The 25,894-nt window shown below is 62.0% G+C and carries 23 protein-coding genes; 5 read left to right on the top strand and 18 right to left on the bottom strand.

Annotated elements, in window-relative coordinates; all coding sequences use genetic code 11:
* Positions 1 to 35 precede the first annotated feature (35 nt).
* The 11 genes from aspS to NCR98_RS01655 all read right to left on the bottom strand — a co-directional run bounded on the left by aspS (position 36) and on the right by NCR98_RS01655 (position 13,163).
* Entirely contained in the window at positions 36 to 1,838 is a 1,803-nt protein-coding gene (aspS, locus tag NCR98_RS01705; RefSeq protein WP_250491765.1) for an aspartate--tRNA ligase, read from the bottom strand.
* Positions 1,839 to 1,936: 98 nt separating this feature from the next.
* Positions 1,937 to 2,599 carry a DUF502 domain-containing protein gene (locus NCR98_RS01700; protein ID WP_244826964.1) on the bottom strand — a complete coding sequence of 221 codons (663 nt, stop codon included), beginning with the start codon at positions 2,597 to 2,599 and terminating at the stop codon, positions 1,937 to 1,939.
* Positions 2,600 to 2,752: 153 nt separating this feature from the next.
* Positions 2,753 to 3,142: an FmdB family zinc ribbon protein gene (locus NCR98_RS01695; protein ID WP_250491764.1), complete on the bottom strand. Its 390-nt coding sequence runs from the start codon at positions 3,140 to 3,142 to the stop codon at positions 2,753 to 2,755.
* 135 nt (positions 3,143 to 3,277) lie between these two features.
* Entirely contained in the window at positions 3,278 to 3,886 is a 609-nt protein-coding gene (locus NCR98_RS01690) for a methyltransferase domain-containing protein (protein ID WP_250525369.1), read from the bottom strand.
* The gene (gene ubiB / locus NCR98_RS01685) at positions 3,883 to 5,460 is read right to left on the bottom strand and encodes a ubiquinone biosynthesis regulatory protein kinase UbiB (RefSeq protein ID WP_250491762.1); all 1,578 of its coding nucleotides are present in this window, start codon (positions 5,458 to 5,460) and stop codon (positions 3,883 to 3,885) included. The genes NCR98_RS01690 and ubiB overlap by 4 nt, the downstream gene beginning before the upstream one ends.
* Before the next feature lie 21 nt (positions 5,461 to 5,481).
* A complete protein-coding gene (locus tag NCR98_RS01680; protein ID WP_250525368.1) occupies positions 5,482 to 6,174 on the bottom strand; it encodes a ubiquinone biosynthesis accessory factor UbiJ in 693 nt (230 codons plus the stop codon).
* A 124-nt stretch (positions 6,175 to 6,298) separates the two neighbouring features.
* Complete coding sequence (locus NCR98_RS01675; protein WP_244826959.1) at positions 6,299 to 7,303, bottom strand: Tim44 domain-containing protein; 1,005 nt, start codon at positions 7,301 to 7,303, stop codon at positions 6,299 to 6,301.
* A gap of 25 nt (positions 7,304 to 7,328) precedes the next feature.
* Positions 7,329 to 8,060 carry a bifunctional demethylmenaquinone methyltransferase/2-methoxy-6-polyprenyl-1,4-benzoquinol methylase UbiE gene (gene ubiE, locus NCR98_RS01670; RefSeq protein ID WP_244826958.1) on the bottom strand — a complete coding sequence of 244 codons (732 nt, stop codon included), beginning with the start codon at positions 8,058 to 8,060 and terminating at the stop codon, positions 7,329 to 7,331.
* Between the two features lie 94 nt (positions 8,061 to 8,154).
* Entirely contained in the window at positions 8,155 to 8,565 is a 411-nt protein-coding gene (locus NCR98_RS01665; protein ID WP_250525367.1) for a gamma-butyrobetaine hydroxylase family protein, read from the bottom strand.
* Positions 8,566 to 8,594: 29 nt separating this feature from the next.
* Positions 8,595 to 9,029 (bottom strand): HIT family protein, encoded by a 435-nt coding sequence (locus NCR98_RS01660; RefSeq protein WP_250525366.1) that lies wholly within the window; start codon positions 9,027 to 9,029, stop codon positions 8,595 to 8,597.
* Positions 9,030 to 9,065: 36 nt separating this feature from the next.
* The gene (locus tag NCR98_RS01655; RefSeq protein WP_250525365.1) at positions 9,066 to 13,163 is read right to left on the bottom strand and encodes a DUF3683 domain-containing protein; all 4,098 of its coding nucleotides are present in this window, start codon (positions 13,161 to 13,163) and stop codon (positions 9,066 to 9,068) included.
* A gap of 449 nt (positions 13,164 to 13,612) precedes the next feature.
* Between NCR98_RS01655 and ilvA the strand changes: the two genes are divergently transcribed.
* Genes ilvA through queF form a run of 3 tightly spaced genes read left to right on the top strand, consistent with a single transcriptional unit; the run spans position 13,613 to position 16,967 of the window.
* Positions 13,613 to 15,217: a threonine ammonia-lyase, biosynthetic gene (gene ilvA / locus NCR98_RS01650; RefSeq protein WP_284503748.1), complete on the top strand. Its 1,605-nt coding sequence runs from the start codon at positions 13,613 to 13,615 to the stop codon at positions 15,215 to 15,217.
* An 11-nt stretch (positions 15,218 to 15,228) separates the two neighbouring features.
* Positions 15,229 to 16,146: a 5'-nucleotidase gene (locus NCR98_RS01645; RefSeq protein ID WP_250462936.1), complete on the top strand. Its 918-nt coding sequence runs from the start codon at positions 15,229 to 15,231 to the stop codon at positions 16,144 to 16,146.
* Entirely contained in the window at positions 16,143 to 16,967 is an 825-nt protein-coding gene (queF, locus tag NCR98_RS01640; RefSeq protein WP_244826952.1) for an NADPH-dependent 7-cyano-7-deazaguanine reductase QueF, read from the top strand. Before NCR98_RS01645 ends, queF begins: the two co-directional genes overlap by 4 nt.
* Positions 16,968 to 17,010: 43 nt before the next feature.
* Here the strand turns inward: queF and NCR98_RS01635 are convergent, their stop codons facing one another.
* The 3 genes from NCR98_RS01635 to NCR98_RS01625 are packed head-to-tail and all read right to left on the bottom strand — an operon-like array spanning position 17,011 to position 19,811.
* Positions 17,011 to 17,397, bottom strand: a complete 387-nt coding sequence (locus tag NCR98_RS01635) for a RidA family protein (RefSeq protein WP_250525364.1) — start codon at positions 17,395 to 17,397, stop codon at positions 17,011 to 17,013.
* Positions 17,398 to 17,428: 31 nt separating this feature from the next.
* Complete coding sequence (locus NCR98_RS01630) at positions 17,429 to 18,922, bottom strand: N-acyl-D-amino-acid deacylase family protein (protein WP_250525363.1); 1,494 nt, start codon at positions 18,920 to 18,922, stop codon at positions 17,429 to 17,431.
* Between the two features lies 1 nt (position 18,923).
* Positions 18,924 to 19,811 (bottom strand): MurR/RpiR family transcriptional regulator, encoded by an 888-nt coding sequence (locus tag NCR98_RS01625; RefSeq protein ID WP_250462928.1) that lies wholly within the window; start codon positions 19,809 to 19,811, stop codon positions 18,924 to 18,926.
* Between the two features lie 144 nt (positions 19,812 to 19,955).
* On the opposite strand from NCR98_RS01625, the gene NCR98_RS01620 reads away from it, so the two are divergent.
* Positions 19,956 to 21,230 (top strand): amino acid deaminase, encoded by a 1,275-nt coding sequence (locus NCR98_RS01620; RefSeq protein ID WP_250525362.1) that lies wholly within the window; start codon positions 19,956 to 19,958, stop codon positions 21,228 to 21,230.
* Between the two features lie 4 nt (positions 21,231 to 21,234).
* On the opposite strand, the gene NCR98_RS01615 is transcribed toward NCR98_RS01620, so the two are convergent.
* Positions 21,235 to 21,714 carry a MarR family winged helix-turn-helix transcriptional regulator gene (locus tag NCR98_RS01615; RefSeq protein ID WP_250462921.1) on the bottom strand — a complete coding sequence of 160 codons (480 nt, stop codon included), beginning with the start codon at positions 21,712 to 21,714 and terminating at the stop codon, positions 21,235 to 21,237.
* A 20-nt stretch (positions 21,715 to 21,734) separates the two neighbouring features.
* Positions 21,735 to 23,330 (bottom strand): MDR family MFS transporter, encoded by a 1,596-nt coding sequence (locus NCR98_RS01610; protein ID WP_244826945.1) that lies wholly within the window; start codon positions 23,328 to 23,330, stop codon positions 21,735 to 21,737.
* Positions 23,331 to 23,443: 113 nt separating this feature from the next.
* Here NCR98_RS01610 and NCR98_RS01605 point away from each other — a divergent pair, with 113 nt between their 5' ends.
* Positions 23,444 to 24,292: an EcsC family protein gene (locus tag NCR98_RS01605; protein WP_244826944.1), complete on the top strand. Its 849-nt coding sequence runs from the start codon at positions 23,444 to 23,446 to the stop codon at positions 24,290 to 24,292.
* Here NCR98_RS01605 and NCR98_RS01600 read toward each other — a convergent pair.
* Both NCR98_RS01600 and NCR98_RS01595 read right to left on the bottom strand, forming a co-directional pair.
* Positions 24,262 to 25,191: an alpha/beta hydrolase gene (locus tag NCR98_RS01600; RefSeq protein ID WP_250525361.1), complete on the bottom strand. Its 930-nt coding sequence runs from the start codon at positions 25,189 to 25,191 to the stop codon at positions 24,262 to 24,264. The two genes, NCR98_RS01605 and NCR98_RS01600, sit on opposite strands and share 31 nt — an antisense overlap.
* A 31-nt stretch (positions 25,192 to 25,222) precedes the next feature.
* Complete coding sequence (locus tag NCR98_RS01595) at positions 25,223 to 25,627, bottom strand: CHRD domain-containing protein (RefSeq protein WP_250491751.1); 405 nt, start codon at positions 25,625 to 25,627, stop codon at positions 25,223 to 25,225.
* Positions 25,628 to 25,894 lie beyond the last annotated feature (267 nt).

Raw genomic sequence — 25,894 nt, 5'->3', positions numbered from 1 at the left:
TGGCGCCTTCTTCATCGTGCTGTAGCGAACGCGGGTTACTGCGCCTTCTGCTCCGGCTGACGCAAGCGAATATGCAACTCGCGCAACTGGCGCTCGTCCACTTCGCTCGGCGCTTGCGTGAGCAAGTCCTGCGCACGCTGCGTCTTCGGGAACGCAATCACGTCGCGGATGGAATCGGCGCCGGACATCAGCGTGACGATGCGATCCAGACCGAACGCAATGCCACCATGCGGCGGCGCGCCGTACTGCAACGCGTCGAGCAGGAAGCCGAACTTCAGGCGCGCTTCTTCAGCGCCGATCTTGAGCGCGCGGAACACCTTGCTCTGCACGTCTTCTTGGAAGATCCGCACCGAGCCGCCGCCGATTTCCCAGCCGTTTAGAACCATGTCGTACGCCTTCGCGAGACAGCGGCCCGGATCGGTTTCGAGATATTCGAGATGCTCGTCCTTCGGGCTCGTGAACGGATGATGCGCGGCCACGTAACGGTTCTCGCCTTCGTCGTATTCGAACATCGGGAAGTCGATCACCCACAGGGGCTTCCAGCCCGTTTCCAGCAGACCCGTGGACTTGCCGAATTCCGAATGACCGATCTTCAGGCGCAGCGCGCCGAGGCTGTCGTTCACGACCTTCGCGCGATCCGCCGCGAAGAAAACGATGTCGCCGTCTTGCGCGCCGGTACGCTCGAGAATGGCTGCGAGCGCTGCGTCATGCAGGTTCTTGACGATCGGGCTCTGCAGGCCGTCACGACCACGCGCCTTGTCGTTGACCTTGATCCACGCAAGACCCTTCGCGCCGTAGATACGCACGAATTCCGTGTAGCCGTCGATATCGCCACGCGAAAGTTCGCTGCCCTTCGGCACGCGCAAGGCGGCCACGCGGCCGTCTTTCGAGTTGGCGGGCATGCTGAACACCTTGAAGTCGACGTCCTTCACCGCGTCGGTGAGATCCGCGAATTCCAGCTTTACGCGCAGGTCGGGCTTGTCGGAGCCGAAACGACGCATGGCTTCCGAGTACAGCATGACCGGGAATTTCTCGGGCAGCGCGACGTCCATCGTCTCCTTGAAGACGTGGCGAATCATGTTCTCGAACAGATCGCGAATTTCCTGTTCCGTCAGGAACGAGGTTTCACAGTCGATCTGCGTGAATTCCGGCTGACGGTCGGCGCGCAGGTCTTCGTCGCGGAAACACTTGGTGATCTGGTAGTAACGGTCGAAGTTCGCGACCATCAGCAATTGCTTGAACAATTGCGGCGATTGCGGCAGCGCGAAGAACTGGCCCGCGTTCACGCGCGACGGCACCAGGTAATCGCGCGCGCCTTCGGGCGTGCTCTTGGTCAACATCGGCGTTTCGATGTCGATGAAACCTTGTGCATCGAGATACTTGCGCACTTCGATCGCGACGCGATAACGCAAACGCAGGTTCTTCTGCATCTGCGGACGACGCAGGTCGAGCACGCGATGCGTGAGGCGCGTGGTTTCGGAGAGGTTGTCGTCGTCGAGCTGGAACGGCGGCGTGACCGATGCGTTCAGCACGGTCAGCTCGTGGCACAGCACTTCGATCTTGCCGCTCGTCAGATTGGTGTTGATCGTGCCTTCCGGACGGTTGCGCACCACGCCCTGAACGCGCACACAGAACTCGTTGCGCACGCCTTCGGCCACCTTGAACATATCGGCGCGGTCCGGGTCGCAGACGACCTGAACGAGCCCTTCGCGATCGCGCAAGTCGATGAAGATAACGCCGCCGTGATCGCGGCGGCGATGCACCCAGCCACACAGCGAAACGGTTTGGCCCAGCAGGGCCTCGGTCACCAGACCGCAGTATTCAGATCGCATCGACATGATGTTTGTGTCTTTCGTTGTTCGTTGATCAACGGCTCGCGCGCTGTGGTCATGTTCTTGATTGACTGACTGACTCACGTTTGGCGCGCGTGCCGGCATTACATCGGCGGCTCGGTGGGGCGGCGGGCAGGCGCGACCGGGATCGGTGCGCTCGGCGCCGGGGCTACCACGCCCATCGAGACGATGTACTTCAGTGCGGCGTCGACGGTCATATCCAGTTCGACGACTTCGCTTTTCGGCATCATCAGAAAAAAGCCGGAGGTCGGATTCGGCGTGGTCGGCACATAGACGCTCACGTGATCGCCCTCCAGATGATTCAGGACGTCGCCACCCGGAATGCCCGTCAGGAACCCGATGGTGTAGGAGCCCTTGCGCGGATATTCGATGAGCAACGCCTTGCGAAACGCATTGCCGCTCGACGAAAGCAGCGTGTCCGACACTTGCTTCACGCTCGTGTACAGCGGCCCAACCACCGGAATGTGGCGCACGATGGCGTCCCACCACAATACGAGTTTCTGCCCGATGAAGTTCTGCGTCAGCAAGCCGACGATAAAAATGAACGCGATGGTCAGTACCGCGCCCAGTCCGGGCAAATGGAAACCGAAGATGCGCTCGGGCTGCCATGATTCGGGCAACAGGAGCAGCGTCTGATCCATGGTTCCGATGACGAGGCCGAGCACCCACAGCGTGATGGCCAAAGGCACCAGCACGAGCAGGCCAGTCAGAAACACGGATTTCAGCGTAGTCTTTTTTGTCGTCACGTTGTAGTCGCTAAGGTCTTAGCCGAAGGTTGCACCGTTTCAGTTGGAAACGGCTGGCGGATGCCCGAATCGACGAGCGCGACAGCGATATTCGCCCGGAGATGCCGGACGGCATGCATATCGCGCAATGGCCGCGCTCTTGCGTTCAGCCGCTCAGGCCGCGCCCGACGTGGATGTGCCGGAAGAAGGCGTACTGCTTGCGGGCTTCGACGCTTCCGAGGACGACGCCTTCGCGCCGGCGTCATTCGAGGCGTTTGCATTACCTGAACTGCCAGCTTCCGACGAAGCCGCGGGCGCATCCGAAGAGCCGTTTTCCGATTTGGCGGGCGCCGCCGCGTCCTTGGCCTTGCCGCCGTTATTGCCGCCGCGAAAATCGGTGACATACCAGCCCGAACCCTTCAACTGGAATCCGGCGGCAGTGACCTGTTTCGAAAACGTGGCCTGTCCGCAAGCGGGACATTGCGTGAGCGGTGCGTCGCTCATTTTCTGAAGCACGTCTTTTTCATGGCCGCAGGAGGCGCAGCGGTACGCGTAAATCGGCATGGTGCTATCCCTACAATGATCTGTCGACGCTTGCAAAGCCTTGAATTATAGCCGCAAACGGATTTTGACCCGCGATTTTCGGGGGTTTTCCGGCTACGACTTCCTGCCGCTAAATGGAGGCGTCGATGCCGAATTTCAAGCGCGCCGCCAGGTCATCCAGCGTTCGCGTCCGGCAAATACGGGAATGGAGTCTCGAACTTCCCGCTCGTCGATGAGTTCGAAGCGCGGCGTAAGAAGCGCGTGAAGTTCATCGCGTTCGATGCCGAACGGCGGACCTTTCGGCGTCGCGCCAAGGAAATAAAAGCCCGCGAGCAGCGCGCCGGGTTCGAGCAAATCGGCCATGCGCTGCGCGTAATCGGCCCAGCGGTTTTTCGGCAGCGCGCAAAGAAACGCGCGCTCGTAGATCCACGCGGGCGAAAACGGCGGCTGATAAGCGAAGAAATCCGCCTCTTCGACGTTTTTCCCATACGCGCCCAGTTGCGCGCGTGCCGTCGCGACGGCGACCGGCGAGAAGTCGATCGCGCGCACCGTCCAGCTTCGCTCGGCCAGATAAAGCGCTTCATACGCGCTGCCGCAACCGGGAATCAGCACGTTGTGCGTAGCGCGCGACGCCGCAAACGCCTTGAACGCCTCCTGAACGCCTGCCTGATCCCACGGCATGAAACGCCGGTCGAAGCGCTCGTCCCAGAAATCAGGCGAATTGGGATCGCGATGATCGAAAGTTGGGACGTTGGGATCGCTCATCCGCCGTGCCCCAGCCACAACTGGGCGATAACTACGCCCGCACCCGCCATGGCTACGAGTCCGACCGCGAGCAGCGTAATCAGCAAGCGGTTCGTGCGCTTTTGCTCCGCGAGCAAGAGGCGCATGGTTTCGTCGCTGCTGCCTTTGGGCGCGTCGTGATGCTCGGCCAGAAGGTGATGAATCAGGCGCGGCAACTGCGGAATAGTCTTGCTCCATTGCGGCGCTTCTAACTGCAGACGTTCGTACCAGCCGCGCCAGCCGATCTGTTCGTTCATCCAGCGTTCGAGATACGGCTTCGCGGTCTTCCACAGATCGAGTTCAGGATCGAGCGAACGGCCCAGGCCTTCGACGTTCAGCATCGTCTTCTGCAAGAGCACGAGTTGCGGCTGAATCTCGACGTTGAAACGACGCGACGTCGAGAAAAGCCGCATCAACACCTGACCGAGGGAAATATCCTTGAGCGCGCGATCGAAGTACGGCTCGCACACGGCGCGGATCGCGCTTTCCAGTTCCTCGACGCGCGTGCTCGGTGGCACCCAGCCGGATTCCAGATGCAGCGTGGCGACGCGATGATAGTCGCGCTTGAAGAACGCCAGAAAGTTCTGCGCGAGATAGTTCTTGTCGAAGTCCGACAGCGCCCCGACGATGCCGAAGTCCAGCGCGATATAGCGCCCGAAGGTTGCCGGATCGAGGCTCACCTGGATATTGCCGGGGTGCATGTCGGCGTGAAAGAAGCCATCGCGGAACACTTGCGTGAAGAAAATCTCCACGCCTTCGCGCGCCAGCTTCGGAATATCGACGCCCGCCGCGCGCAGCGTTTCAACCTGGCTGATCGGCACGCCGACCATGCGCTCCATCACGAGCACCGTGGGCGCGGACAAATCCCAGTACATTTCCGGCACGAGCAGCAGATCGAGCCCCGCGAAATTGCGCCGCAACTGACTGCCGTTGGCGGCTTCGCGCATGAGGTCGAGTTCGTCGTGCAGATACTTGTCGAATTCGGCGACGACTTCGCGCGGCTTCAGCCGCCGTCCGTCCGGCCACAGGCGTTCGGCCCACGTCGCGGCATCGCGCAGCAAGCCGAGATCCGAATCGATCACCGGCAGCATGCCGGGGCGCAACACCTTCACGGCGACCGACTTGCCCGCGTGCTCGCCATGCTTGATTTTCGCGAAATGCACTTGCGCGATGGAAGCCGACGCCACCGGCACGCGCTCGAAATCGTCGAACAACACGTCGATAGGCGCGCCCAGCGATTTCTCGATGATCTCCATTGCCACGGCCGAATCGAAGGGCGGAACCTGATCCTGCAGCTTGGCGAGTTCATCCGCGATATCGACGGGCAGCAGATCGCGCCGCGTCGACAACACCTGACCGAACTTGACGAAGATCGGGCCGAGACTTTCCAGTGCGAGGCGCAGCCGGATGCCACGCGCCACTTCGAATTTGCGGCCGAACGTCGTGATGCGCATGAGATAGCGCACGCGACGATCGTTGATGCCGCTCATCACCAGCTCGTCGAGCCCGAAGCGGACAATCGTGAAGAATATTTTGAGGAAACGCAGAAAACGCATATTCGGTTTCGCTTCAGCTCGTTATTCGCGCGAGTCGCGCACGGACTCGCCACCGGGCCGCGCTGAGGCGCCGCGTTCCGGTTGTCGTCTTTCCAGTCTTTCGATGCGCTTTTCGAGGCGCGCCAGGGCGTCGCGCGTCGCGGAAAGCTCGGCGTTGAAACCGTCGAGCGCGCTTTTGCGTACGAGTTGCGGACGTTCGTCGAGCAGATATTCGGCGACCGTATCCAGCAGATTGCGGGCGGTGCGTTGCGCCTGCTCCTGAACCGTCCGCGCGATTCGCCCGACGCGATGCGCGGGCGCGTCGCCGATCACGCGCGCCAGATCCTCTTCCGGGTCCCAGCGCAAGTTTTCGGCGAGTTTGGCGAGCGTCGTGGCGAATTCGGCATCGCCTTCGATTCGAACGTGCTTCATCACGGCCGCCTGGCCGCTTTGCAGGAACGCGGGCAACGCGTCGAGCGGAACCGCGATGGTGACATCGAAACGCCCGGCTTCACCTTCGCTCGTCGCGGCAAAGAGACCGCCCGGTTGCACCACGAGCGCGATGGGAACAGGTCCGCAAGTCAGCTTGACGCACTTGCCGGCGTAAGGCTTGACGCGTTCGAGCGCCCACGGCTCGCGCACGAGCAGATGGTTCACCACGGCCGAGAAGGCACCGGATGCGGTCTTGAAGGCAGGATTTACTGCGAAACGGGCGGATTCGTCTGCGTTCGTCATCGGCTCTGAGATGAAAAAACCCGCGCCAGCGGTGACCGGCGCGGGTTTCTATTCTACCTTCGCAACCGGCGTGATACCGGCCGCCGCCCCCGGTCTTTCGACCGGGCGCAATTGGATCGACAACTCAACTGACTTGCTGAATACCTGCCAGCAGCCAGCCTTCGTTGCCCGTCTTCTGCTTCGAGAGATTCCACACTTCGACGAACGGTTCGGCCGCTGAACCCTCGGACTCGCGAATGAGGCCGTGGAAACGCACGCTTGCCAGATACTCGTTCGCGCGGTCTTCGACGCCGAGCAGATCGGCATTGAGTTGCACGACGTCTGTACGGTTCGGTGTGCTGCCGCGCGCATCGACGTCGAGTTTCACTTCGGCGAACATTTCGGGCGTTGTGAACTCGCGGATGTCGTTGACATTGCCGCGATCCCACGCGTCCTGCAGGCGCACGAAGTAGACCTTTGCGTTGCGCACGAACGCTTCCGTGTCAAAGCCGGCCGGCACGTTCGGGTTTGTCACCGGCGGCTGGTTAGGCGAATCGATATAAGTCGCGCCGAGGCTCGTGGAACGCGGCGTTTGCGGCGGCTCCTGGTTCAAGTCGGTACGCGCCATTGCGCCGTAAGGCGACGCCGCGCCCGAAGCGCCGGCGTATGCGGGCGTGTTGCCCTGATTCGCTTGACGGCGGCGCATGAAAAAGCGGAACAGCATGACGGCCGCGAGCACGATCAAGCCGATGATGATCATATTGGCCATGGCGCCGGCGAAGGCTTCGCCCAAGCCGAAGTGCGACAACAGCGCCGCGATGCCGAGACCCGCCGCCAAACCTGCGAGCGGTCCGAGCCAGCGGTTACGTGCCGGTTGCGCGGCCGCCGCCGCGGCGGGCGCGGCCGGTGCGCGCTGAGCTTGCGCGGCCTGGCCTTGCTGCATGGACTGTGACGGCGGCGTCGCCTGATGCTGCTGCGTGGCCGTTGCCGACTGACGGCCCATGCTGCGGCCGCCGCCCATGCGACGGGCATCTGCATCTTCAGTGTAGATTGCGCCAACCGTGATAACGCCAGCGAGCGCCAAGATTCCGGCCTTCCTGAACATGCTGCTCAGGAAACCCCGGGATTGGGGTATGCGCGAATCGGACATTTCGAATCCTATTAAGAGTGGAACACTAAAATTTGGTCCCGACGTGTAACGCTACCACGCCACCTGACAAATTGTAATATTCGACTCGATCCAAGCCAGCTTGTTCCATCATTGTTTTTAAAGTTTCCTGGTCGGGATGCATGCGGATGGATTCGGCAAGGTAGCGATAGCTGTCCGCATCCTTCGCGACTTTCTCTCCAAGCCACGGCAAAATCTTGAAACTGTAGATATCGTACGGCTTCTTCAGCGGCTCCCAAACCTTCGAGAACTCCAGAACGAGCAAACGGCCACCGGGCTTCAGCACACGCTGCATTTCTGCAAGCGCGCGCTCTTTGTGGGTCATGTTGCGTAGACCGAAGGCGACTGTAACCACATTGAAATAATTGTCCGGGAAAGGAATCTTCTCGGCGTCGCACAGGAGCGCGGGCGTAATCACGCCTTTGTCGACCAAGCGGTCGCGCCCGACGCGCAACATCGATTCATTGATGTCTGTGTGCCAGACTTCGCCGCTTTCGCCCGCTTGCCTTGCGAAAGCCATCGCCAGATCGCCCGTGCCGCCTGCCAGATCCAGCACCTTGTAGCCCGGCCGCACTCGCGCCTGCCCGATCGTGAAATGCTTCCAGATCCGATGCAGTCCGCCGGACATCAGGTCGTTCATCAAGTCGTAGTTGCCCGCGACGGAGTGGAACACGCCCGCCACTTTCTTCGCCTTGTCCTGCTCGTCGACCGTTTCGTATCCGAAGTGGGTCTTGCTCATCGCGCTGATTCCTCGCCTGTCGTTTGTCGTGTACCCGCGCAAGCATCGCGCCGGGTCCGCGGCGTTATGCCGCGTATTTGGATTGAGTTCGAGTTTAGTGGCAATGCCCGCCGGACGCCTTCGCCGTCATGGGCGCGTCGCGGTCGAGGCCGGCAGCTTCCAGTTTCGCCAGATACTCGCGCCACAAATCGTCCTGCCGCGTTGCCAGCTTGTGAAGAATGTCCCAGGAATAGATGCCGGTATTGTGCCCGTCCGAAAAGTTCAGCTGCAGCGCGTAGTGACCGACCGCATCGACGCCGATCAGCGTGACATCGCGCTTGCCGGTCTGTAGCGTTTCCTGGCCGGGACCGTGGCCCTGAACCTCGGCGGAAGGCGAATAAACGCGCAGCAGTTCGAATGGCACGCGATACGACGTGTCGTCCGCATATCGCAGTTCGAGCACGCGGGATTTCGAATGCACGACGACGCCGGTGGGAATCGGCGTCGTGGAAGTGAGTCCGCTCATGGGGAGCCCTGGCTTTTGATGATGTTGTCTTATAGAGAGCCGAAGACCTGATTCAGCTCATGGCGCACGGCTTCGCGCAGCAAGGTGGCCTGCGCGCGGCGCTTCGAAAGCTGCGCTTCGGAAACGGTGCGCTGACGCGGCGCCCAAATGGGCAGAGGAAAGCGGGAATCGTTGGAAAAGCGCGGAATGACGTGCCAATGCACGTGCGGCACCTGATTGCCGAGACTCGCCAGATTGACCTTCTCCGGCACGAGAATGCACCGCATGGCGCGCTCGACGCAGTTGACGGCGGTCATCAAGCGCGCGCGGTCGGCGTCTTGCAGATCCGACATCTCGGCGACATGCGCGCCCCAGATCACGCGGCACAAGCCGGGCCAGTCAGCCTCATCGGCGAGGACGACGCGCAATGCGTCGTCCGCCCACAGTACCTCGCCGCCGTCTTCACGGCAAAACACACAGTCCATCTCAAACCTCTAGCGAATCGAAACCCGATTTCGCTATTACACCAGTACGCGCTCGATACCGCCATTGTTCGCGCGCTCGACGTACTGTTCCATCCAGTTCTCGCCGAGCACCTTGCGCGCCATTTCCACGACGATGTAATCCGCCTCGGTGTTGGCGTCCTCGTTGTAGCGCGACAAACCCTGCAGGCAGGACGGGCAGCTCGTGAGGATCTTGACGTCGGTGACGGCATTGTCCGGCTGCGGACCATCGCCCGCTTTCAGCACCGAACCCGGCTGCGCGCCCGCCGCACCGGCCGAGGCGTTCGCCATGTTGATGGCGTTCGCGCCCGCCTCCGCGACGAGCGGAATGCCGCGCAACTTCGCCGCGCCCTTGCGCATTTCCTCTTCCTTGCGAAAGCGCACTTGCGTGGAGATGTCCGGCCGCGTCACCGCGAGCGTGCCCGACTCGCCGCAGCAGCGATCATTTTTTTCGATCTTGTAGCCGTCCTGCTGCGAACCCATCAGCTCGTTGACGAGTTTGACCGGATCCATCGTCTTGATCGGCGAATGACACGGGTCGTGGTACATGTAGCGCGTGCCCTTCACGCCGTCGAGCTTGATGTTCTTTTCGAGCAGGAACTCGTGGATGTCGATGATCCTGCATCCCGGGAAGATCTTCTCGAATTCATAGCCCGCGAGCTGGTCGTAACAGGTGCCGCACGACACGACCACGGTCTTGATATCCAGATAGTTCAGCGTATTGGCCACGCGATGGAACAACACGCGGTTGTCCGTGACGATCTTCTCGGCCTTGTCGAACTGTCCCGCGCCGCGCTGCGGATAGCCGCAGCACAGATAGCCCGGCGGCAGCACGGTCTGCACGCCCGCTTCCCACAACATGGCTTGCGTGGCGAGCCCGACCTGCGAGAACAGACGCTCGGAACCGCAACCGGGGAAATAAAACACGGCTTCCGAATCCACCGTGGTTTTCTGCGGATTGCGGATGATCGGAACGATCTTGTTGTCCTCGATATCCAGCAGCGCGCGCGCCGTCTTTTTAGGCAGATTGCCCGGCATCTTCTTGTTCATGAAGTGGATCACTTGCGTGACCACCGGCGGCTTGCCGACCGTCGCGGGCGGTTTGGCCGTCTGCTTCTTCGCGAACTTCTTGAGGATGTCGTTGCCCAGACGCTGCGCCTTGTAGCCCACGCCCATCATCGCGGTGCGCGCGACGTTGATCGTCTGCGGATTCGTCGCGTTGAGGAAGAACATGCCCGCCGCGTTGCCCGCGTTGAACTTCTTTTTGCCCATCTTGCGCAGCAGATTGCGCATGTTCATGGTGACATCGCCGAAATCGATCTTCACCGGGCACGGCGTCACGCACTTATGGCAGACCGTGCAGTGATCGGCGACATCGTTGAATTCGTCCCAATGCTTGATCGACACGCCGCGGCGCGTCTGCTCTTCGTACAGGAACGCCTCGATGAGCAGCGAAGTCGCGAGAATCTTGTTGCGCGGGCTGTAGAGCAGGTTCGCGCGCGGCACGTGCGTCGCGCACACGGGCTTGCACTTGCCGCAGCGCAGGCAGTCCTTGATCGATTCGGAAATCGCGCCGATATCCGACTGCTGCATGATGAGCGACTCATAGCCCATCAGGCCGAAGCTCGGCGTGTACGCGTTGCGCAAGTCCGCGCCTTCGAGCAATTTGCCCGCGTTGAAGCGCCCCTGCGGATCGACGCGCTTCTTGTAATCGCGGAAATCGCGGATTTCGTCATCGGTCAGGTACTCCAGCTTCGTGATGCCGATGCCGTGCTCGCCCGAGATCACGCCGTCCAGCGAACGCGCGAGCTTCATGATGCGCGCCACCGCGTGATGCGCGTCCTGCAGCATCGCGTAGTTGTCGGAGTTGACCGGAATGTTGGTGTGCACGTTGCCGTCGCCCGCGTGCATGTGCAACGCGACGAACACGCGGCCGCGCAGCACTTGCTTGTGGATGGCCTGCGCTTCGTCGAGGATCGGCTTGAATTCGCCGCCGTTGAAGATTTGGCGCAATTCACCGCGAATCTCCGTCTTCCATGAGATGCGCACGGTGCGGTCTTGCGCGACATGGAACACGCTCGCATCCGGCTGGGTATCGACGCGATCCGCGAACTTCTCGGCGAGCCCTTCGTAGCCGAGATTCACGAGATAGTGCTGCGCCTCGCGCAAGGACATGTCGAGCTTGTCGCCGACGAAAGTCCAGCGCTCACGCACGCGCTTCATCAAATCGAGCGCCTGTTGCACGCGATCTTCGAGCAATTCGGCGGACGGAATCTCGTTCGCGTCGTCGCTCTTTCCGAGCGGCAGCTTGCCGGTCTTGAAGAACGCCTCGAGCGCGTCGACCAGTTGCAGCTTGTTCTTGATCGACAGCTCGATATTGATGCGCTCGATGCCGTCCGTGTACTCTCCCATGCGATTGAGCGGGATCACCACGTCTTCGTTGATCTTGAACGCGTTGGTGTGCTTCGCGATGGCGGCCGTGCGCGAACGGTCGAGCCAGAAGCGCTTGCGCGCCTCGGCGTTCACCGCGACGAAGCCTTCGCCGCTCTTGCCATTCGCCATGCGGACGACTTCGGAGGCGGCTTGCGCGACGGCATCGGCGTCGTTGCCGACGATATCGCCGATCAGCACCATCTTCGGAAACGCGTTGCGCTTGCTCTTGGTCGCATAGCCGACCGCGCGCAGATAGCGCTCGTCCAGATGTTCGAGTCCCGCGAGAATCGCGCCGCCCTCCTTCGACGTCTCGAACAGATAATCCTTGATCTCGACGATGCTCGGAATGGCATCGCGCGCCTGTCCGAAAAATTCGAGACAGACGGTGCGCGTGTGCGCGGGCATCTTGTGCAGAATCCAGCGCGCCGACGTGATGAGCCCGTCGCAACCTTCCTTCTGCACGCCCGGCAAGCCCGCGAGGAACTTGTCGGTGACGTCCTTGCCGAGCCCTTCCTTGCGGAACGTGCGGCCGGCGATATCGAGCGCCTCGGTTTTCAGGAGCTTTTCGCCGGGCGCGCGCGTGCCGTCGAACCAGTCGAGCCGGAAGCGCGCCACCGGAATGTCGTGGATCTTGCCGCAGTTATGTTCGAGGCGCGTGACTTCGAGCCAGTTGCCTTCCGGGTCCACCATGCGCCACCAAGCGAGATTGTCGAGCGCCGTGCCCCACAGCACTGCCTTCTTGCCGCCCGCGTTCATCGCGACATTGCCGCCGACGCACGATGCATCGAGCGATGTCGGATCGACGGCGAACACGAAGCCCGCCTGCTCCGCCGCTTCCGTGACGCGTCGCGTGACCACGCCCGCGCCGGAGAAAATGGTCGCGACCTTGTGATCGACGCCCGGAAGATCGGTCATCTCCACCGGCCCGAGTTGTTCGAGCTTTTCCGTGTTGATGACCGCGGAAAACGGCGTGAGCGGAATCGCGCCGCCGGTATAGCCCGTGCCGCCTCCACGCGGAATCACGGTGAGGCCGAGCTCGAAACACGCCTTGATGAGACCCGCGATCTCCGCCTCGGTGTCCGGCGTGAGCACGACGAACGGATATTCGACACGCCAGTCGGTGGCGTCGGTGACGTGCGAAACGCGCGACAGGCCGTCGAACTTGATGTTGTCCTTCTGCGTCTGTTTGCCCAGCACGCGCGACGCGCGGCGGCGCAATTCGGCCATGCGGCCGAATTCGGCGGAGAAGTCGTCCACGGCGCGGCGCGCGGCCGCGACCAGTAGTTGCACGCGTGCGGCGCGTTCCTGGCCTGCGTCGTCGCCGTGTTGCGATAGATCGGCGTTACGGCGCTTTTCGATTTCAGCCAGCCGATGATTCAGCGCTTCGACGAGCAATACGCGACGCTTCGGGTTGTCGAGCAAATCGTCCTGCAGATACGGATTGCGGCGTACGACCCAGATGTCGCCGAGCACTTCGTACAGCATGCGCGCCGAGCGGCCGGTGCGTCTTTCGCCGCGCAGTTCGTCGAGTGCGGCCCAGGCTTCGTCGCCGAGCAGCCGCATGACGATCTCGCGATCGGAAAACGACGTGTAGTTATAGGGAATTTCGCGCAGACGGGGCTCGACGTCGAGCGGCAAGGCGGCATGGGCGCCGTTCGGATCGAAGGCTTGAGGTGCGTTCATGTTCGACGGTTCGGTGAGCCGGCGAGCGCGTCAGGAAGCGCAAAGTCACCGGCGATGCGCGTGGGGGCGCAGATTTTTGGATGAGACTGTTCTGTAGGAAGGCCGCCGCATCGCGCAAATCCGGCAATGACACGGATGTAATGACGAGCCAGATGCGACACGGCGCCTTCAATGTGTCCGGATCAACGCCACGATCGCGCATGGCGCGCATGCCGCTCCGCCGCAGCGTGAAGCTCGCGGGGGACATACGCCAGTAAATCGATCCGAAGCTGCCAGTGCATCTGCCGATCCTGATTTGTAAAACGAAATTCTAACCCATCGCGAAAAAGGCCGTTCGTGACGGCTAGCAGGCAGAAGGGGCATTTGCGTGCCCGTTCGCGACATGTTTCGGGCATTTTCCGCGCTTTTACTCCCGGCCGGTCGGTCGGCGATAAGGCGTCGTAGCCGGAATGCTGCTTCTTCCGCGCTATCATTCATGCTTTCGCCCTCAAAAAGCAGCGCGCAGCCGGCCTGCGCGACGATTTCGACGCATGACACATCCAGACTACCTGAAGAAAGTGCTGACCGCGCGAGTCTATGACGTCGCGCGCGAGAGCGAGCTCGAACCCGCGCGCAGTTTGTCCGCGCGCCTGCATAACGCCGTCTACCTCAAGCGCGAGGACAACCAGCCGGTGTTCTCCTTCAAGATTCGGGGCGCTTACAACAAGATGGCCAACCTGCCCGCCGACGTTCTGGCGCGCGGGGTCATTACGGCGTCGGCGGGCAATCATGCGCAGGGCGTGGCTTTGTCGGCGGCGCGGCTCGGCTGTCGCGCGGTGATCGCCGTGCCCACGACCACGCCGCAAGTGAAAATCGACGCGATCCGCGCGCATGGCGGCTCGACTGTCGAAGTGGTGCTGGCGGGCGAATCGTATAGCGACGCCTACGCGCGCGCCGTGCAGCTCCAGGAAGAACGCGGCCTCACCTTCGTCCATCCGTTCGACGATCCCGACGTGATCGCCGGACAAGGCACCGTCGCCATGGAAATCCTGCGCCAGCATCAAGGTCCGATTCACGCGATCTTCGTGCCGATCGGCGGCGGCGGCTTGGCGGCGGGCGTGTCGGCGTACGTCAAGGCGATCAGGCCGGAGATCAAGGTCATCGGCGTGCAGACCGAGGATTCCTGCGCGATGGCGCAATCCATCGAGGCGGGCGAGCGCGTTACCTTGAGCGAAGTCGGCCTGTTTTCGGACGGCACGGCGGTGAAGCTCGTCGGCGAGGAAACCTTCCGCCTGTGCAGCGAGTTGCTCGATGAAGTCATCACCGTCGATACCGACGCGCTTTGCGCCGCCATCAAGGACGTCTTCCAGGACACGCGCAGCGTGCTCGAACCGGCGGGCTCGCTCGCGGTGGCGGGCGCGAAGGTCTATGCGGAACGCGAAGGTATCGAAGGAAAGACGTTGATCGCGGTGACTTCCGGCGCGAACATGAATTTCGACCGCATGCGCTTCGTGGCGGAACGCGCGGAAGTGGGCGAGGCGCGCGAGGCCGTGTTCGCGGTGACGATTCCCGAGGAACGCGGCAGCTTCAAACGCTTTTGCGAACTCGTCGGCGATCGCAGCGTGACCGAGTTCAACTACCGTATCGCGGATGCGGCGGCCGCGCATATCTTCGTCGGCGTGCAGATCAAGTCGCGCAACGAGACGGTGCAGATGCGCTCGGCGTTCATCGAGCACGGGTTCGCGACGGTCGATCTGTCGCACGACGAACTCTCGAAGCAGCACATTCGCTACATGGTCGGCGGCCATTCGCCGCTCGCGCATGACGAACGCCTGCTGCGTTTCGAATTTCCCGAGCGGCCGGGCGCGCTCATGCGCTTCCTTTCGTCGATGGCGCCGGACTGGAACATCAGCCTGTTCCACTACCGGAATCAAGGCGCGGACTATAGCTCGATTCTCGTCGGCATTCAGGTGCCGAGGGCGGATAACGCCGAGTTCGAGCGCTTTCTCGCGACGCTCGGTTATCCGTGGTGGGACGAGCAGCAGAACCCCGTCTACAAGCTGTTCCTGGCGTAAGTCGAGACTTCATGTCCAAGTTCACGCTCGAAGACAAACTCGTCGTCGCGATTTCGTCGCGCGCGCTCTTCGACTTCGAGGAAGAAAACAGCGTGTTCGAGGCGGGCGATCTGGCGCGTTACGAAGCACTGCAACGCTCGCGGCTGGACAATCCCGCGAAACCGGGCGTGGCGTTCGGGCTCATCCGCAAACTGCTCGCGCTCAATGCGGGCGAGCAGCGCGTGGAAGTAGTGATCCTTTCGCGCAGCGATCCTATCAGCGGCCTGCGCGCGTTCCATTCGTGCCGTGAGCATGGACTGGCAATCGAACGCGGCGTGTTCACGCGCGGCCGTTCGCCCTTCAGCTACTTGAAACCGCTGCGTGCGTCGCTATTTTTATCGGCGAATCCCGACGATGTACGCGACGCGCTCGCCGCCGGTTTTCCCGCCGCGCGCGTGCTGCCGGAAACGCCGCGCGCAGCGAGCCGTTACGCGGATGAAATTCGCATTGCGTTCGATGGCGACGCCGTTCTCTTCTCCGATGAAGCCGAGCGCGTGTTTCAGGCCGACGGTTTGCTGGCCTTCGTCGGCCATGAAACGAACAAGAAAGATCTGCCGCTGCCGGGCGGACCGTTGAAGCCGCTGCTCGAAGCGCTGAACAAGCTGCAACGCATTGCCGCCGCGAATGAAGGCGAGCAGGCGGCCATGCATATCCGCACCGCGCTCGTCACCGCGCGTTCCGCTCCCGCGCACGAGCGCGCGATCCGGACGTTGATGGCGTGGGACATCGAAATCGACGAAGCGATGTTCCTGGGCGGTCTGGACAAGGGCGAATTCCTGCGTGAATTCGAGCCCGACTTTTTCTTCGACGATCAAATTCGCCATTGCGAATCGGCCCGCGGCGTGAGTCCGACCGGGCATGTTCTCAGCGGCATAGCGAACGCAACATGACACCCGAACAATCTCCGCTCGGCAAGCCTGTCCACTACACCGAACAGTACGATGCGTCGCTGCTGTTTCCGATAGAGCGCAAGAGCGCGCGCGATGCCATCGGCGTCGGCGCGCGGCTGCCGTTCTTCGGCACCGACATCTGGAACGCTTACGAGCTTTCGTGGCTGAACGCGCGCGGCAAGCCGCAGATCGCGGTGGCGACGTTCTTCGTGCCGGCGGATTCGCCGAATATCGTCGAATCGAAGTCGTTCAAGCTTTACCTTGGCTCGTTCGCGCAGACGAAGTTCGACTCCATCGACGACGTGCGCGCGGCCATCAAGCGCGACGTATCGGCGATCTGCGGAGCGACCGTATCGGTGCAACTTGCCGCGCCGGCAGATTTCGGCAAGCTCGCGATGGAAGAGTTCGATGGCTTGTCGCTCGACAGGCTCGATCTGGATACGGACATCTATATGCCCGATCCTTCACTGTTGAGCGCGACGCATGGCGAAGCACCCGTCGACGAGACGCTGTATTCGAATCTGCTGAAGTCGAATTGCCCGGTGACGGGACAGCCGGATTGGGGCAGCGTGCAGATTCGCTACTACGGCGGGCAGATCGATCACGCGGGTTTGCTGCGCTATCTGATTTCGTTTCGCGGACATACCGGTTTTCACGAGCAATGCGTCGAGCGCATTTTCATGGACGTGATGCGGGAATGTCAGCCGGAAAGGCTCGCGGTGTACGCGCGTTACACGCGGCGCGGCGGGCTGGATATCAATCCGTTCCGGACGAATTTCAATTTGCCGATGCCGGATAATGCGCGGTTGGCGCGGCAGTGAAGCTCGTCAATGCGGCTCCGACTTCCCGGAGCCGCATTGACGTTCAAGCCGACGCCTTCTTATAAGCCACGCAATCCACCTCGACCTTGCAATCGATCACCATCGACGACACCACGCAAGCTCTCGCCGGCGGATTCGCGCCGAGGTACTCCTTGAAGATCTTGTTGAAAGAAGCGAAATCGCGCGGATCGTCCAGCCAGACGCCGCAGCGCACGACATGCTCCGTGCCATATCCCGCTTCCGTCAGAATGGCGATCACGTTTTGAATTGCCTTGTGCGTCTGCTCGACGATTCCGCCGTTGATCACTTCGCCGTTCTCCATCGGCGTCTGGCCCGACACGAAGAGCCAGCCATCGGCCTCCACCGCGCGTGCAAACGGCATATGCGCGCCGCCTTGTCCCTTGCCGCCTTCAACGCCATATCGCTTCATCGTTCAACTCCTTGATTCAATCGTAAAGAATTCAAAACGCACCCTGCGCATCCAGCTTGAATGCCGCGCCGCGCGCCACGAAACGTCCCGCGCGCGCGCCGGTCACGGCGGCATCGCGATACGTCAAAACCCCATTCACCCACACCGCGTCGATGCCGTCCGCCGCCTGCTGCGGCTTCGCGAAGGTAGCGGCATCGCGCACACGCTCGGGATCGAACACGACCAGATCGGCGTGATAACCCACTTTCACTTCGCCACGCTCGGGCAGGCTGAAACGCCGCGCCGTCAGGCTCGTCATCTTGCGCACCGCTTCTTCGAGCGGCATCAGCGCCGTATCGCGCGCGTAGTGGCCAAGCACGCGCGGAAACGCGCCCCACAAGCGCGGATGCGGCAGCGGATCGTTCGGCAAGCCATCCGAGCCAACCATCGTCGCGGGATGCGCGAGAATGCGCCGCACATCGTCTTCCGACATGTTGTGATACACCGCGCCCGCCGGCTGCAAGCGTTTCGCCGCATCCTGCTGGCTCACGTTCCAGTCGGCCGCTGCCTCGCGAATCAGCTTGCCCGCCATCTCCGGATGCGGCTCCGACCACGTGATGGTGATGTCGATATCCCCCGTCACCTGCTTCAGATCCAGCGTCGACGAACTGCGGTTATACGGATAACAATCGCAACCGAGCGGCTGACCCTCGCGCACCGTTTCGAGCGACTTCAGCACTTCCACGCTGCGTCCCCAGTTCGACGGTCCCGCGCACTTCAAATGCGAAATCACCACCGGCACACGCGCATGGCGACCGACGCGATACGCCTCTTCCATTGCATCGAGAATTGCATCGAACTCGGTGCGCATGTGCGTCGTGTATAGCGCGCCTGCCTTGGCAAGCGGCTCGGCAAGCGCCTCCACTTCCTCTGGCGGCGCGTTGAACGCCGAACCGTAAGCCAGCCCGCTCGATAACCCCAGCGCGCCGTTATCCAGCGCTTCTTCGAGTTGCGCTCGCATGCCATCCACTTCAGCGCCGTTCGCCGCGCGATCCAGCCGGTCCATGTGATTGTTGCGCAGCGCCGTATGGCCGATCAGCGCGCCGACATTCACGGCGGGACGCGCTTCGTTGACGGCATCGACATAAGCGGCGAAGGTCGGATATTTGAACGCGTCGGCGTCGCCGAGCAGATTCATCGGATCGGGCGGGTTGCCCTTCAACGTCACCGGCGACGCGCTGATCCCGCAATTGCCGACGATCACCGTGGTCACGCCTTGCGTGATCTTCGGCATCATCTGCGGCGAGCGGATCACGTGCGTGTCGTCGTGCGTATGGACGTCGATGAAACCGGGCGCCAGCACCTTGCCCTGCGCGTCGAACACTTCATCGGCGTTCCAGTTGGCGAGTGCGCCGGGCGCCACGATGGCGACGATGCGGCCATCGCGCACCGCGACATCGCGCTCGACGGCGGGCGCACCCGTGCCGTCGATCACACGCGCACCGATGATCAACGTATCGGCCTTCTGCTTCGAGGGCGATTCCATGTCAGTCTCCCAAAGGTTGCCGCTCGCCGCCGCCACGATGCGCATCGAGCGCGTGCTTCATGCGGCGCAGCAGTTCACGGCTGTGATCGGCCTGCTTCACCGCGAGTTCGGTGACGAGCAGATCGAGCGCCATCATCATTGCGTAACGCGACGACGAAGGCTTGTAGATGAAATCCGTTTCTATCGCGATGACCGGAATGAGCCAGTCGGCGAGCTTCGCCAGCGGCGACGCCGGCGCGGTCAACGCGATCACGCACGCGCCGTATTCACGCGCGATCCGGCAGCTTTCGAGCATCTCCGGCGTCTGCCCCGTCACGGACAGCGCGACAACGACGTGTTCGCTCGATAACGTCGATGCCACCATGCGCTGCAGCAGTCCGTCCTGATACGACGCCACCGGCCGCCCGAGCCGCACGAGACGAAAGCGCATCTCGTCGGCGAGCGCGGTCGAGCCGCCGCCCATGCCGAACACGTAGATCATCGACGCAGCCGCGAGTGCATCGGCGGCTTGCGCGATAGGCGCGGCACGCAGCGCACCCTGATTCTGTGCGAGCGTGGCCTGCACTTCCTCGAAGATGCGCGCGGCGAGTGTTTCAGGCACGGCGTCCGGTTCGGGCTTTAGAAAGCGTTGCCCGACGCCCGCCGCCTGCGCGAGCCGCAGCTTGAGTTCGCGCACGTCCTGACAGCCGACCGCTTTCGCAAAGCGCGTGACCGTGGCGATACTTACTTCCGCCTTGTCCGCAAGCGCGCCGATGCTTGCCCGCGACGCGCCCGTGAGATCGTCGAGGATCAGCGCGGCGACCTTGCGCTCGGCGCTGCGCAATTCGGGCGCGCGTTGCGCGATGCGCGCGACGATATCGAAGGTGAGCGAATCGGCGTGGCCGTTCATAGTGCTGACAGGGTTAACCCACAGTGTATGTTACTAAATAACATTTCAACGAGAATGCTACTTTGGGTAACATGATGCCGTCAACCGCGACGCCATTTTAAGTACCGACAGAATCTATTCATCCGGACGATGGAGTAGCAGCACATGAAAGTTACAAACTATCAGAACGCGACAATCGACCCGTTTGGCAAGGGTCTCGGCATGGTGCCGGGCACGGGCATCAATCTGACGGACGCGGCGCGTCTGCAATGGAACCTGCTTGAAGAGGACGTGAGCTTGCCTGCCGCCGTGCTGTATGCAGAGCGCATCGAACACAATTTGAAGTGGATGCAAGCGTTCGTCGAAGAGTACGGCGTGAAGCTCGCGCCGCACGGCAAGACCACCATGGCGCCGCAACTCTTTCGCCGCCAACTCGACACCGGTGCGTGGGGCATCACGCTCGCCACGGCGCATCAGGTGCGCGCGGCGTATCGCGGCGGCGTGTATCGCATCCTGCTGGCGAATCAGCTCGTCGGCAAACGCAACATGGGCATGATCGCCGAGTTGCTGACGGACCCGAACTTCGAGTTCTTCTGTCTCGTCGATTCAGCGGATGGCGTCGATCAACTGGGCGCATTCTTCAGCGACGTGCACAAGAAGCTGAACGTGCTGATCGAACTCGGCGTGCCGGGCGGACGCACGGGCGTGCGCGACGACGCGCAGCGCGAAGCCGTGCTCGCGGCCATCGCGCGCTGGCCGGGCACGATCGAACTGGCGGGAATCGAACTATACGAAGGCGTCTTGCAGGACGAATCGAAGGTACGCGACTTTTTGAAGAGCGCCGTCGACACCACCCGCGCTCTGATCGATGCTGGCAAGATCGCGCGCAAGCCGGCGATTCTCTCGGGCGCGGGATCGGCATGGTACGACGTCGTCGCCGACGCATTCGCCAAGGCGAACAGCGACGCCATTGAAGTCGTACTGCGTCCCGGCTGCTATCTGACGCACGACGTCGGCATCTACAAGAAAGCGCAGAACGAAATCTTCGCGCGCAATCCCATCGCGAAGAAGATGGGGCAAGGGCTTAAACCCGCGCTGCAATTGTGGGCGTACGTGCAGTCCATTCCCGAGCCGGACCGCGCGATCATCGGGCTCGGTAAGCGCGATTCCGCATTCGACGCGGGCTTGCCGGAACCGGCGAAGCATTTTCGTCCGGGCATGGAAGCGCCACGCGATATCTCGACGGATGAAGGCTGGGAAATTTTCGGCCTGATGGACCAGCACGCTTACTTGCGCATCAAGCCCGGCGATGATCTCAAGGTCGGCGACATGATCGCCTTCGACATCTCGCACCCGTGTCTCACTTTCGACAAGTGGCGTCAGGTGCTCGTGGTCGATCCTAAATACCGCGTCACCGAAGTGATCGAAACGTTCTTTTGACGCGTCAGGCTTTTTCGGCGGCGGTATCGACGAGTGCGGCGTTCGCTGCATTTTGCACCGCGACTTCCTGAATGCGCGCTTCGAGCATATGAAGCGCGCCCGACAGCGCCTCGATGGCGTCGTCCGGCAACGATGCCATGGTGTCGTGCAGAAACGCCGTGCGGCGCGGCATGCCCTCTTCCGCCGCCGCGCGGCCTTGCGCTGTCAGCGCGACATTCGACACGCGATTGTCGCGAACATCCACGCTGCGCACGACCCAGCCGAGACCTTCCAGCGTCTTCAACTGACGAGTCAGCGCGCCCGGGTCCACGCGCAGGCGTTCGACGAGTTTCTTCTGCGACACCTCGCCCTCGTGCTCATGCAAGGCGAACAGAATGCGCCAGCGCGGCATCGGCTGGCCGACGGCTGCTTCGAACGCCGACATGAAAGCGCGATACGTCCGCCCGAACTGCTGCACCACCGCGATACGTTCCTGTTCGTTCATGCTCTCGATTCCGTTGTAATTCATTCGGCGAGGATGACCGGTTCGTGCGTTCGTTTCAAGCGCACGGGCGGCACGCGGCGCGACTGCCAGAGCGAAACGACCGCGACGACGGCCGCGACCGCCAGGCCGATGTGGATTGCCGCCACCAGCGATTCGCGCGCGGATTCGAGCAGCATCGCGCCGTTATGACCCGCAGCCGCAAGCTGCGCGAGCAGCGTGTCCTGTCCTTCGCGATTGATGAGGATTTGCGGATCGGAAAGATCGCCGAGCCAGTGCATTGCGTGATCTCGTTCAAGCGCGAGGCTCACGCCGCTCGCGTACAGATGGCTCACGAGCGTGCCGGTCAATGCCGTGCCGATCATCCCGCCGATCATGCGTAGCGATTGCAACAATGCCGTCGCAATTCCCAGATGCTGACGTCCCGCGGTCTGTTGCGCGAACACGGTGAGGTTCGGCATGACGAAGCCCAGGCCGAGCCCGCCCATCAGCATGACGACGAGCAGCATGGAACGCGGCATCGTATGCGTGGCGATCACCACGCCGAAACACGACGCGGCGAGAAACGCGAAACCCACGTACAGCATGAGATTCGCGTTCTTCAAACGCGTCACGATTCGTCCGTTCACGATACTGCCAATGGTAATGAACACGACGAGCGGCGTGATCATCATGCCCGCGTCTTTCGGCGACATGCCGAAGCCGCCTTGGAACAGCAGCGGCGCGTAAAACAGCAGCGAGAACATGGTGAAGCCGCCGAGAATCGCCAGCGTGAACAGCGCGGCGAGGCTCTTGTTGCGGAACATGTCGACGGGAAGAATCGCGTAGCTGCAACGCAGTTCCCACTTCCACAGGCTGTAGGACGCCACGATGGCCACCGCCAACAGCATCGCCGTCTCGACACTGATGCCGTGCTTCGGCAACATCTCGACGAACAATTGCAGCGCGCCGAGCGCAACCGCGATCAGCGCGGCGCCGGGCCAGTCGAGCCGCATCTTGCCTTCGTGCGCGACATGCCGCAGATGCGGCAAAAAGCGCCAGACGAAGAACAGCGACAGCACGCCGACGGGCAGATTCACGTAGAACACCGAGCGCCAGCCGTAATACTGCGTGAGAATCCCGCCGAGCGAAGGGCCGACCGCATTGGCGATGCCGAAAGCGGAACTCATCAGCACCTGCCAGCGCAGGCGCACGACCGAATCCGGGAACAGATCCGCGATGCACGCGAACGCGGTGCCAACCAGCATCCCGCCGCCGATGCCCTGCAAACCGCGCGCGAGCACCAAAAACATCATGCTGTTGGCGAGTCCGCACAACACGGACGCCACCGTGAACACGATAATCGAAGCGATCACGAAGGGTTTGCGACCGTAGTAGTCACCGAGCCGCCCGAAAATAGGCACGGTGATGACGGAGGTCAGCAAATAGGAGGTCGCGACCCAGGCGTAGAGATCGAAGCCTTTGAGTTCGGCCACGATAGTAGGCAGCGCGGTGCCCACGACGGTCTGGTCCAGCGCGACGAGCATGGTGACGAAAGAGATGCCCAACATCGCCATGAGCGATTCGCGGAAGGGCAAGACCTGTCCGCTGGAGTGATGCGCGGCTGTGTGAACGGCCATTTTTGTGGACGCAATTATTGACGAGTCAAAGAATGGGGAATCATAGCACGCTCGCGTGCTCTAAGCCGTGTGGCCCACCGCTCTCTTCATGCACGTTCCCGGACATTTTTCGTATGCAACCGACGCCCATCATCACTTCGCCGCTTACTGCCGAAGATTTCACCGCTCTGTCCCGCGCGAAGGAGGCGCTCGAAAGCCCTTCGCTCACGATGAAACTGGCGAGCGTGGTCGGCGCGCCGATCGAAAAACTCATGGGACGGCTTCCAGCCTCGGCCCAGGGGAAAGTCGACGAAGCCACGCAAGTCGCGCTCAAGAAATGCCTGCAGCTTGCGCTGCGCACGCTCGGCAACAGCGCGCCGTCCGACTCGCTGCTCGCGCCGCCGCCGGACAAACCGCGCAATCTGATGCACAAACTCGCCGTCGCGACGACGGGTGCGGCGGGCGGCGCATTCGGCTTGTTTGCGTTGCCCGTCGAGTTGCCCGTCACGACCACGTTGATGTTTCGCTCGATTTGCGACATCGCGCGCAGCGAAGGCGAGGACGTGCATCGCGTGGAGACGCAGTTGCAATGCATGATGGTGCTCGGCATGGGCGGCACCCACAAAGACGACGATAACGCCGACATCGGCTATTTCATCGTTCGCGGCGCGCTCGCGCAGTCCATCTCGCGCGCGACCAACGAAATCGCGGCCAAGGGATTGAGCAGTCATGGCTCGACCGCGTTGCTCAAATTCTTGCAGACCATCGCGTCGCGCTTCTCGGTGCAGGTCAGCGAGCAGGTCGCGGCCAAGTCGATTCCGGCCATCGGCGCGGTTCTCGGCGCCATGGTCAACACCGTGTTCATCGACCATTTTCAGCAGATGGCGCTCGGACACTTCACTGTGCGCAGACTCGAACGGCAATACGGAACGGCGGCGGTCGAGCGCGCGTATCAGACCATCGAGGTGATCGGCGGGCGCTGAGCGTTGCCGGCGCTCGTCGTGGTCGATATGAAACGCGCGGCTTGCGTGAGCGCATCGCGCGCTTCGGGCATGAATGGCGCCCAGATCTGGAAAATATGCGGGACGTTGCGCCAGATTTGCAATTGCACGTCCACGTTGGTTTCACGCGCTATCTTCGCGACGCGTGTGGCATCGTCTAGAAGCAATTCCGTGTCGCTTGCTTGAATCAGGAGCGGCGGCAGGCCTCGATAATCGCCGAAAAGCGGTGATGCGTAGGGATCACGCGAATCGGCATCGCCGAGATAGAGCGCGGCCACGCGCGGGAAGACCGATGCGTGGAACATCGGGTCACGGCCTTCGTTTGCTTGCATCGACGCGCCGCCGCAGGTCAGGTCGGTCCACGGCGAAAACAGAACCGCGCTGGCGGGCAATTGAACCCGTGCATCGCGAAGCGCGAGCAATGTGGCGAGCGCGAGGCCACCGCCGGCCGAATCGCCCGCAATGACGATCGATTTTGCATCGATGCCCGACGCGAGCAGGCGGCGGTAAGCGGCAACGGCGTCGTCGAGCGCGGCCGGAAAGCGATGCTCGGGAGCCAGCCGGTAATCGAGCGAAAACACGTCGGCATCCGCACGCGTCGCAAGACCGAACGTGATCGCTCGATGACTGCGCGGCGAGCAAAAGTAATAGCCGCCGCCGTGGAGATAAAACACCGTTCGTCGATCACGCGCGGCGCTCTCGCGGTGCAACCATTCGCCATCCGGCTCGATATCGAGTCGCCATCCCTTCGGTACACGCGGCAACCAGATTCGGCGCGATGCGTAGGTCCGCGCGCGCTCGACATCGAGTGTCGGCTTCGCCGTTTCCGGCCGCATTTGCCGCTTGAGCAGCCAGCATGCGAACGCGCTTTGCCAACTCATCGTAGCGGGCTCAGGCTTTGAGTCGAGCCGATCAGTTCGATGGCATCACCTGACCGCGAATCTCGCCGGTCGGGTTTTCCTGTGTGTGAATGTTGAAATACCATTGCCCGGCCATGAGGTCCGTGACCTGCTGCTCGGTGAGCGTGGCCCGACCTTTCATCGGGCTGGCGAGCGCATGTTTGTCGGCGGGTACTTGCGGCTTCGCGTTCTGGCCGACGGGCGCGGGACCGTGGAAGTGGGCCATCGTGACCGGGCCGGAAAGCTCGGCGTAAGTCGCGGTCCAGGTGATGACCTTGGTGTCGGTGTCGAACGTGGCGTCGAGCATGCCGTGGCCTTTGCTGACGCGTGGCGGGACTTCGCTCGATGGCTGTAGATTCGCCTTCAGCGCGATGGTATCGGCGAATGCCGCCGAGGATGCGAGCAACGTGAACATCATGGCTGCGATGCAGCGGACATGTGGTCTGCATGTCGGGATCATTCTGGCTCTCCTTGGTGACGGCCAAGCGCTTCGCTTTCATATTGTTGATGCGCTTACGGCATCGCCATGGTAGAGCATTCGGATGATCGATGTTTTCCAGCGTACGCCGTTCGCGCGCGCGAATGCAAAAAGGGGGGCGCGGGTGCTCGGGGTTTTTTTTCATGGGTCTTATTTATTTGTTATGATATCCAGGTGGCAGTAGTCGTTGAGCGGTGCAGGTGTTTT

It is taken from the genome of Caballeronia sp. GAWG2-1, from assembly GCF_023631405.1.
Lineage (GTDB): Bacteria > Pseudomonadota > Gammaproteobacteria > Burkholderiales > Burkholderiaceae > Caballeronia.
The sequence above is the reverse complement of the archived record's forward strand: the minus strand, read 5'-3'. Positions and strand labels throughout refer to the sequence as shown.

What these genes read in the sequence shown, in the direction of transcription:
- aspS (WP_250491765.1), bottom strand. Translation starts at nt 1,838, where the DNA reads ATGTCGATGCGATCTGAATACTGCGGTCTGGTGACCGAGGCCCTGCTG.
- NCR98_RS01695 (WP_250491764.1), bottom strand. Translation starts at nt 3,142, where the DNA reads ATGCCGATTTACGCGTACCGCTGCGCCTCCTGCGGCCATGAAAAAGAC.
- NCR98_RS01690 (WP_250525369.1), bottom strand. Translation starts at nt 3,886, where the DNA reads ATGAGCGATCCCAACGTCCCAACTTTCGATCATCGCGATCCCAATTCG.
- ubiB (WP_250491762.1), bottom strand. Translation starts at nt 5,460, where the DNA reads ATGCGTTTTCTGCGTTTCCTCAAAATATTCTTCACGATTGTCCGCTTC.
- NCR98_RS01680 (WP_250525368.1), bottom strand. Translation starts at nt 6,174, where the DNA reads ATGACGAACGCAGACGAATCCGCCCGTTTCGCAGTAAATCCTGCCTTC.
- NCR98_RS01675 (WP_244826959.1), bottom strand. Translation starts at nt 7,303, where the DNA reads ATGTCCGATTCGCGCATACCCCAATCCCGGGGTTTCCTGAGCAGCATG.
- ubiE (WP_244826958.1), bottom strand. Translation starts at nt 8,060, where the DNA reads ATGAGCAAGACCCACTTCGGATACGAAACGGTCGACGAGCAGGACAAG.
- NCR98_RS01665 (WP_250525367.1), bottom strand. Translation starts at nt 8,565, where the DNA reads ATGAGCGGACTCACTTCCACGACGCCGATTCCCACCGGCGTCGTCGTG.
- NCR98_RS01660 (WP_250525366.1), bottom strand. Translation starts at nt 9,029, where the DNA reads ATGGACTGTGTGTTTTGCCGTGAAGACGGCGGCGAGGTACTGTGGGCG.
- NCR98_RS01655 (WP_250525365.1), bottom strand. Translation starts at nt 13,163, where the DNA reads ATGAACGCACCTCAAGCCTTCGATCCGAACGGCGCCCATGCCGCCTTG.
- ilvA (WP_284503748.1), top strand. Translation starts at nt 13,613, where the DNA reads ATGCTGCTTCTTCCGCGCTATCATTCATGCTTTCGCCCTCAAAAAGCA.
- NCR98_RS01645 (WP_250462936.1), top strand. Translation starts at nt 15,229, where the DNA reads ATGTCCAAGTTCACGCTCGAAGACAAACTCGTCGTCGCGATTTCGTCG.
- queF (WP_244826952.1), top strand. Translation starts at nt 16,143, where the DNA reads ATGACACCCGAACAATCTCCGCTCGGCAAGCCTGTCCACTACACCGAA.
- NCR98_RS01635 (WP_250525364.1), bottom strand. Translation starts at nt 17,397, where the DNA reads ATGAAGCGATATGGCGTTGAAGGCGGCAAGGGACAAGGCGGCGCGCAT.
- NCR98_RS01630 (WP_250525363.1), bottom strand. Translation starts at nt 18,922, where the DNA reads ATGGAATCGCCCTCGAAGCAGAAGGCCGATACGTTGATCATCGGTGCG.
- NCR98_RS01625 (WP_250462928.1), bottom strand. Translation starts at nt 19,811, where the DNA reads ATGAACGGCCACGCCGATTCGCTCACCTTCGATATCGTCGCGCGCATC.
- NCR98_RS01620 (WP_250525362.1), top strand. Translation starts at nt 19,956, where the DNA reads ATGAAAGTTACAAACTATCAGAACGCGACAATCGACCCGTTTGGCAAG.
- NCR98_RS01615 (WP_250462921.1), bottom strand. Translation starts at nt 21,714, where the DNA reads ATGAACGAACAGGAACGTATCGCGGTGGTGCAGCAGTTCGGGCGGACG.
- NCR98_RS01610 (WP_244826945.1), bottom strand. Translation starts at nt 23,330, where the DNA reads ATGGCCGTTCACACAGCCGCGCATCACTCCAGCGGACAGGTCTTGCCC.
- NCR98_RS01605 (WP_244826944.1), top strand. Translation starts at nt 23,444, where the DNA reads ATGCAACCGACGCCCATCATCACTTCGCCGCTTACTGCCGAAGATTTC.
- NCR98_RS01600 (WP_250525361.1), bottom strand. Translation starts at nt 25,191, where the DNA reads ATGAGTTGGCAAAGCGCGTTCGCATGCTGGCTGCTCAAGCGGCAAATG.
- NCR98_RS01595 (WP_250491751.1), bottom strand. Translation starts at nt 25,627, where the DNA reads ATGATGTTCACGTTGCTCGCATCCTCGGCGGCATTCGCCGATACCATC.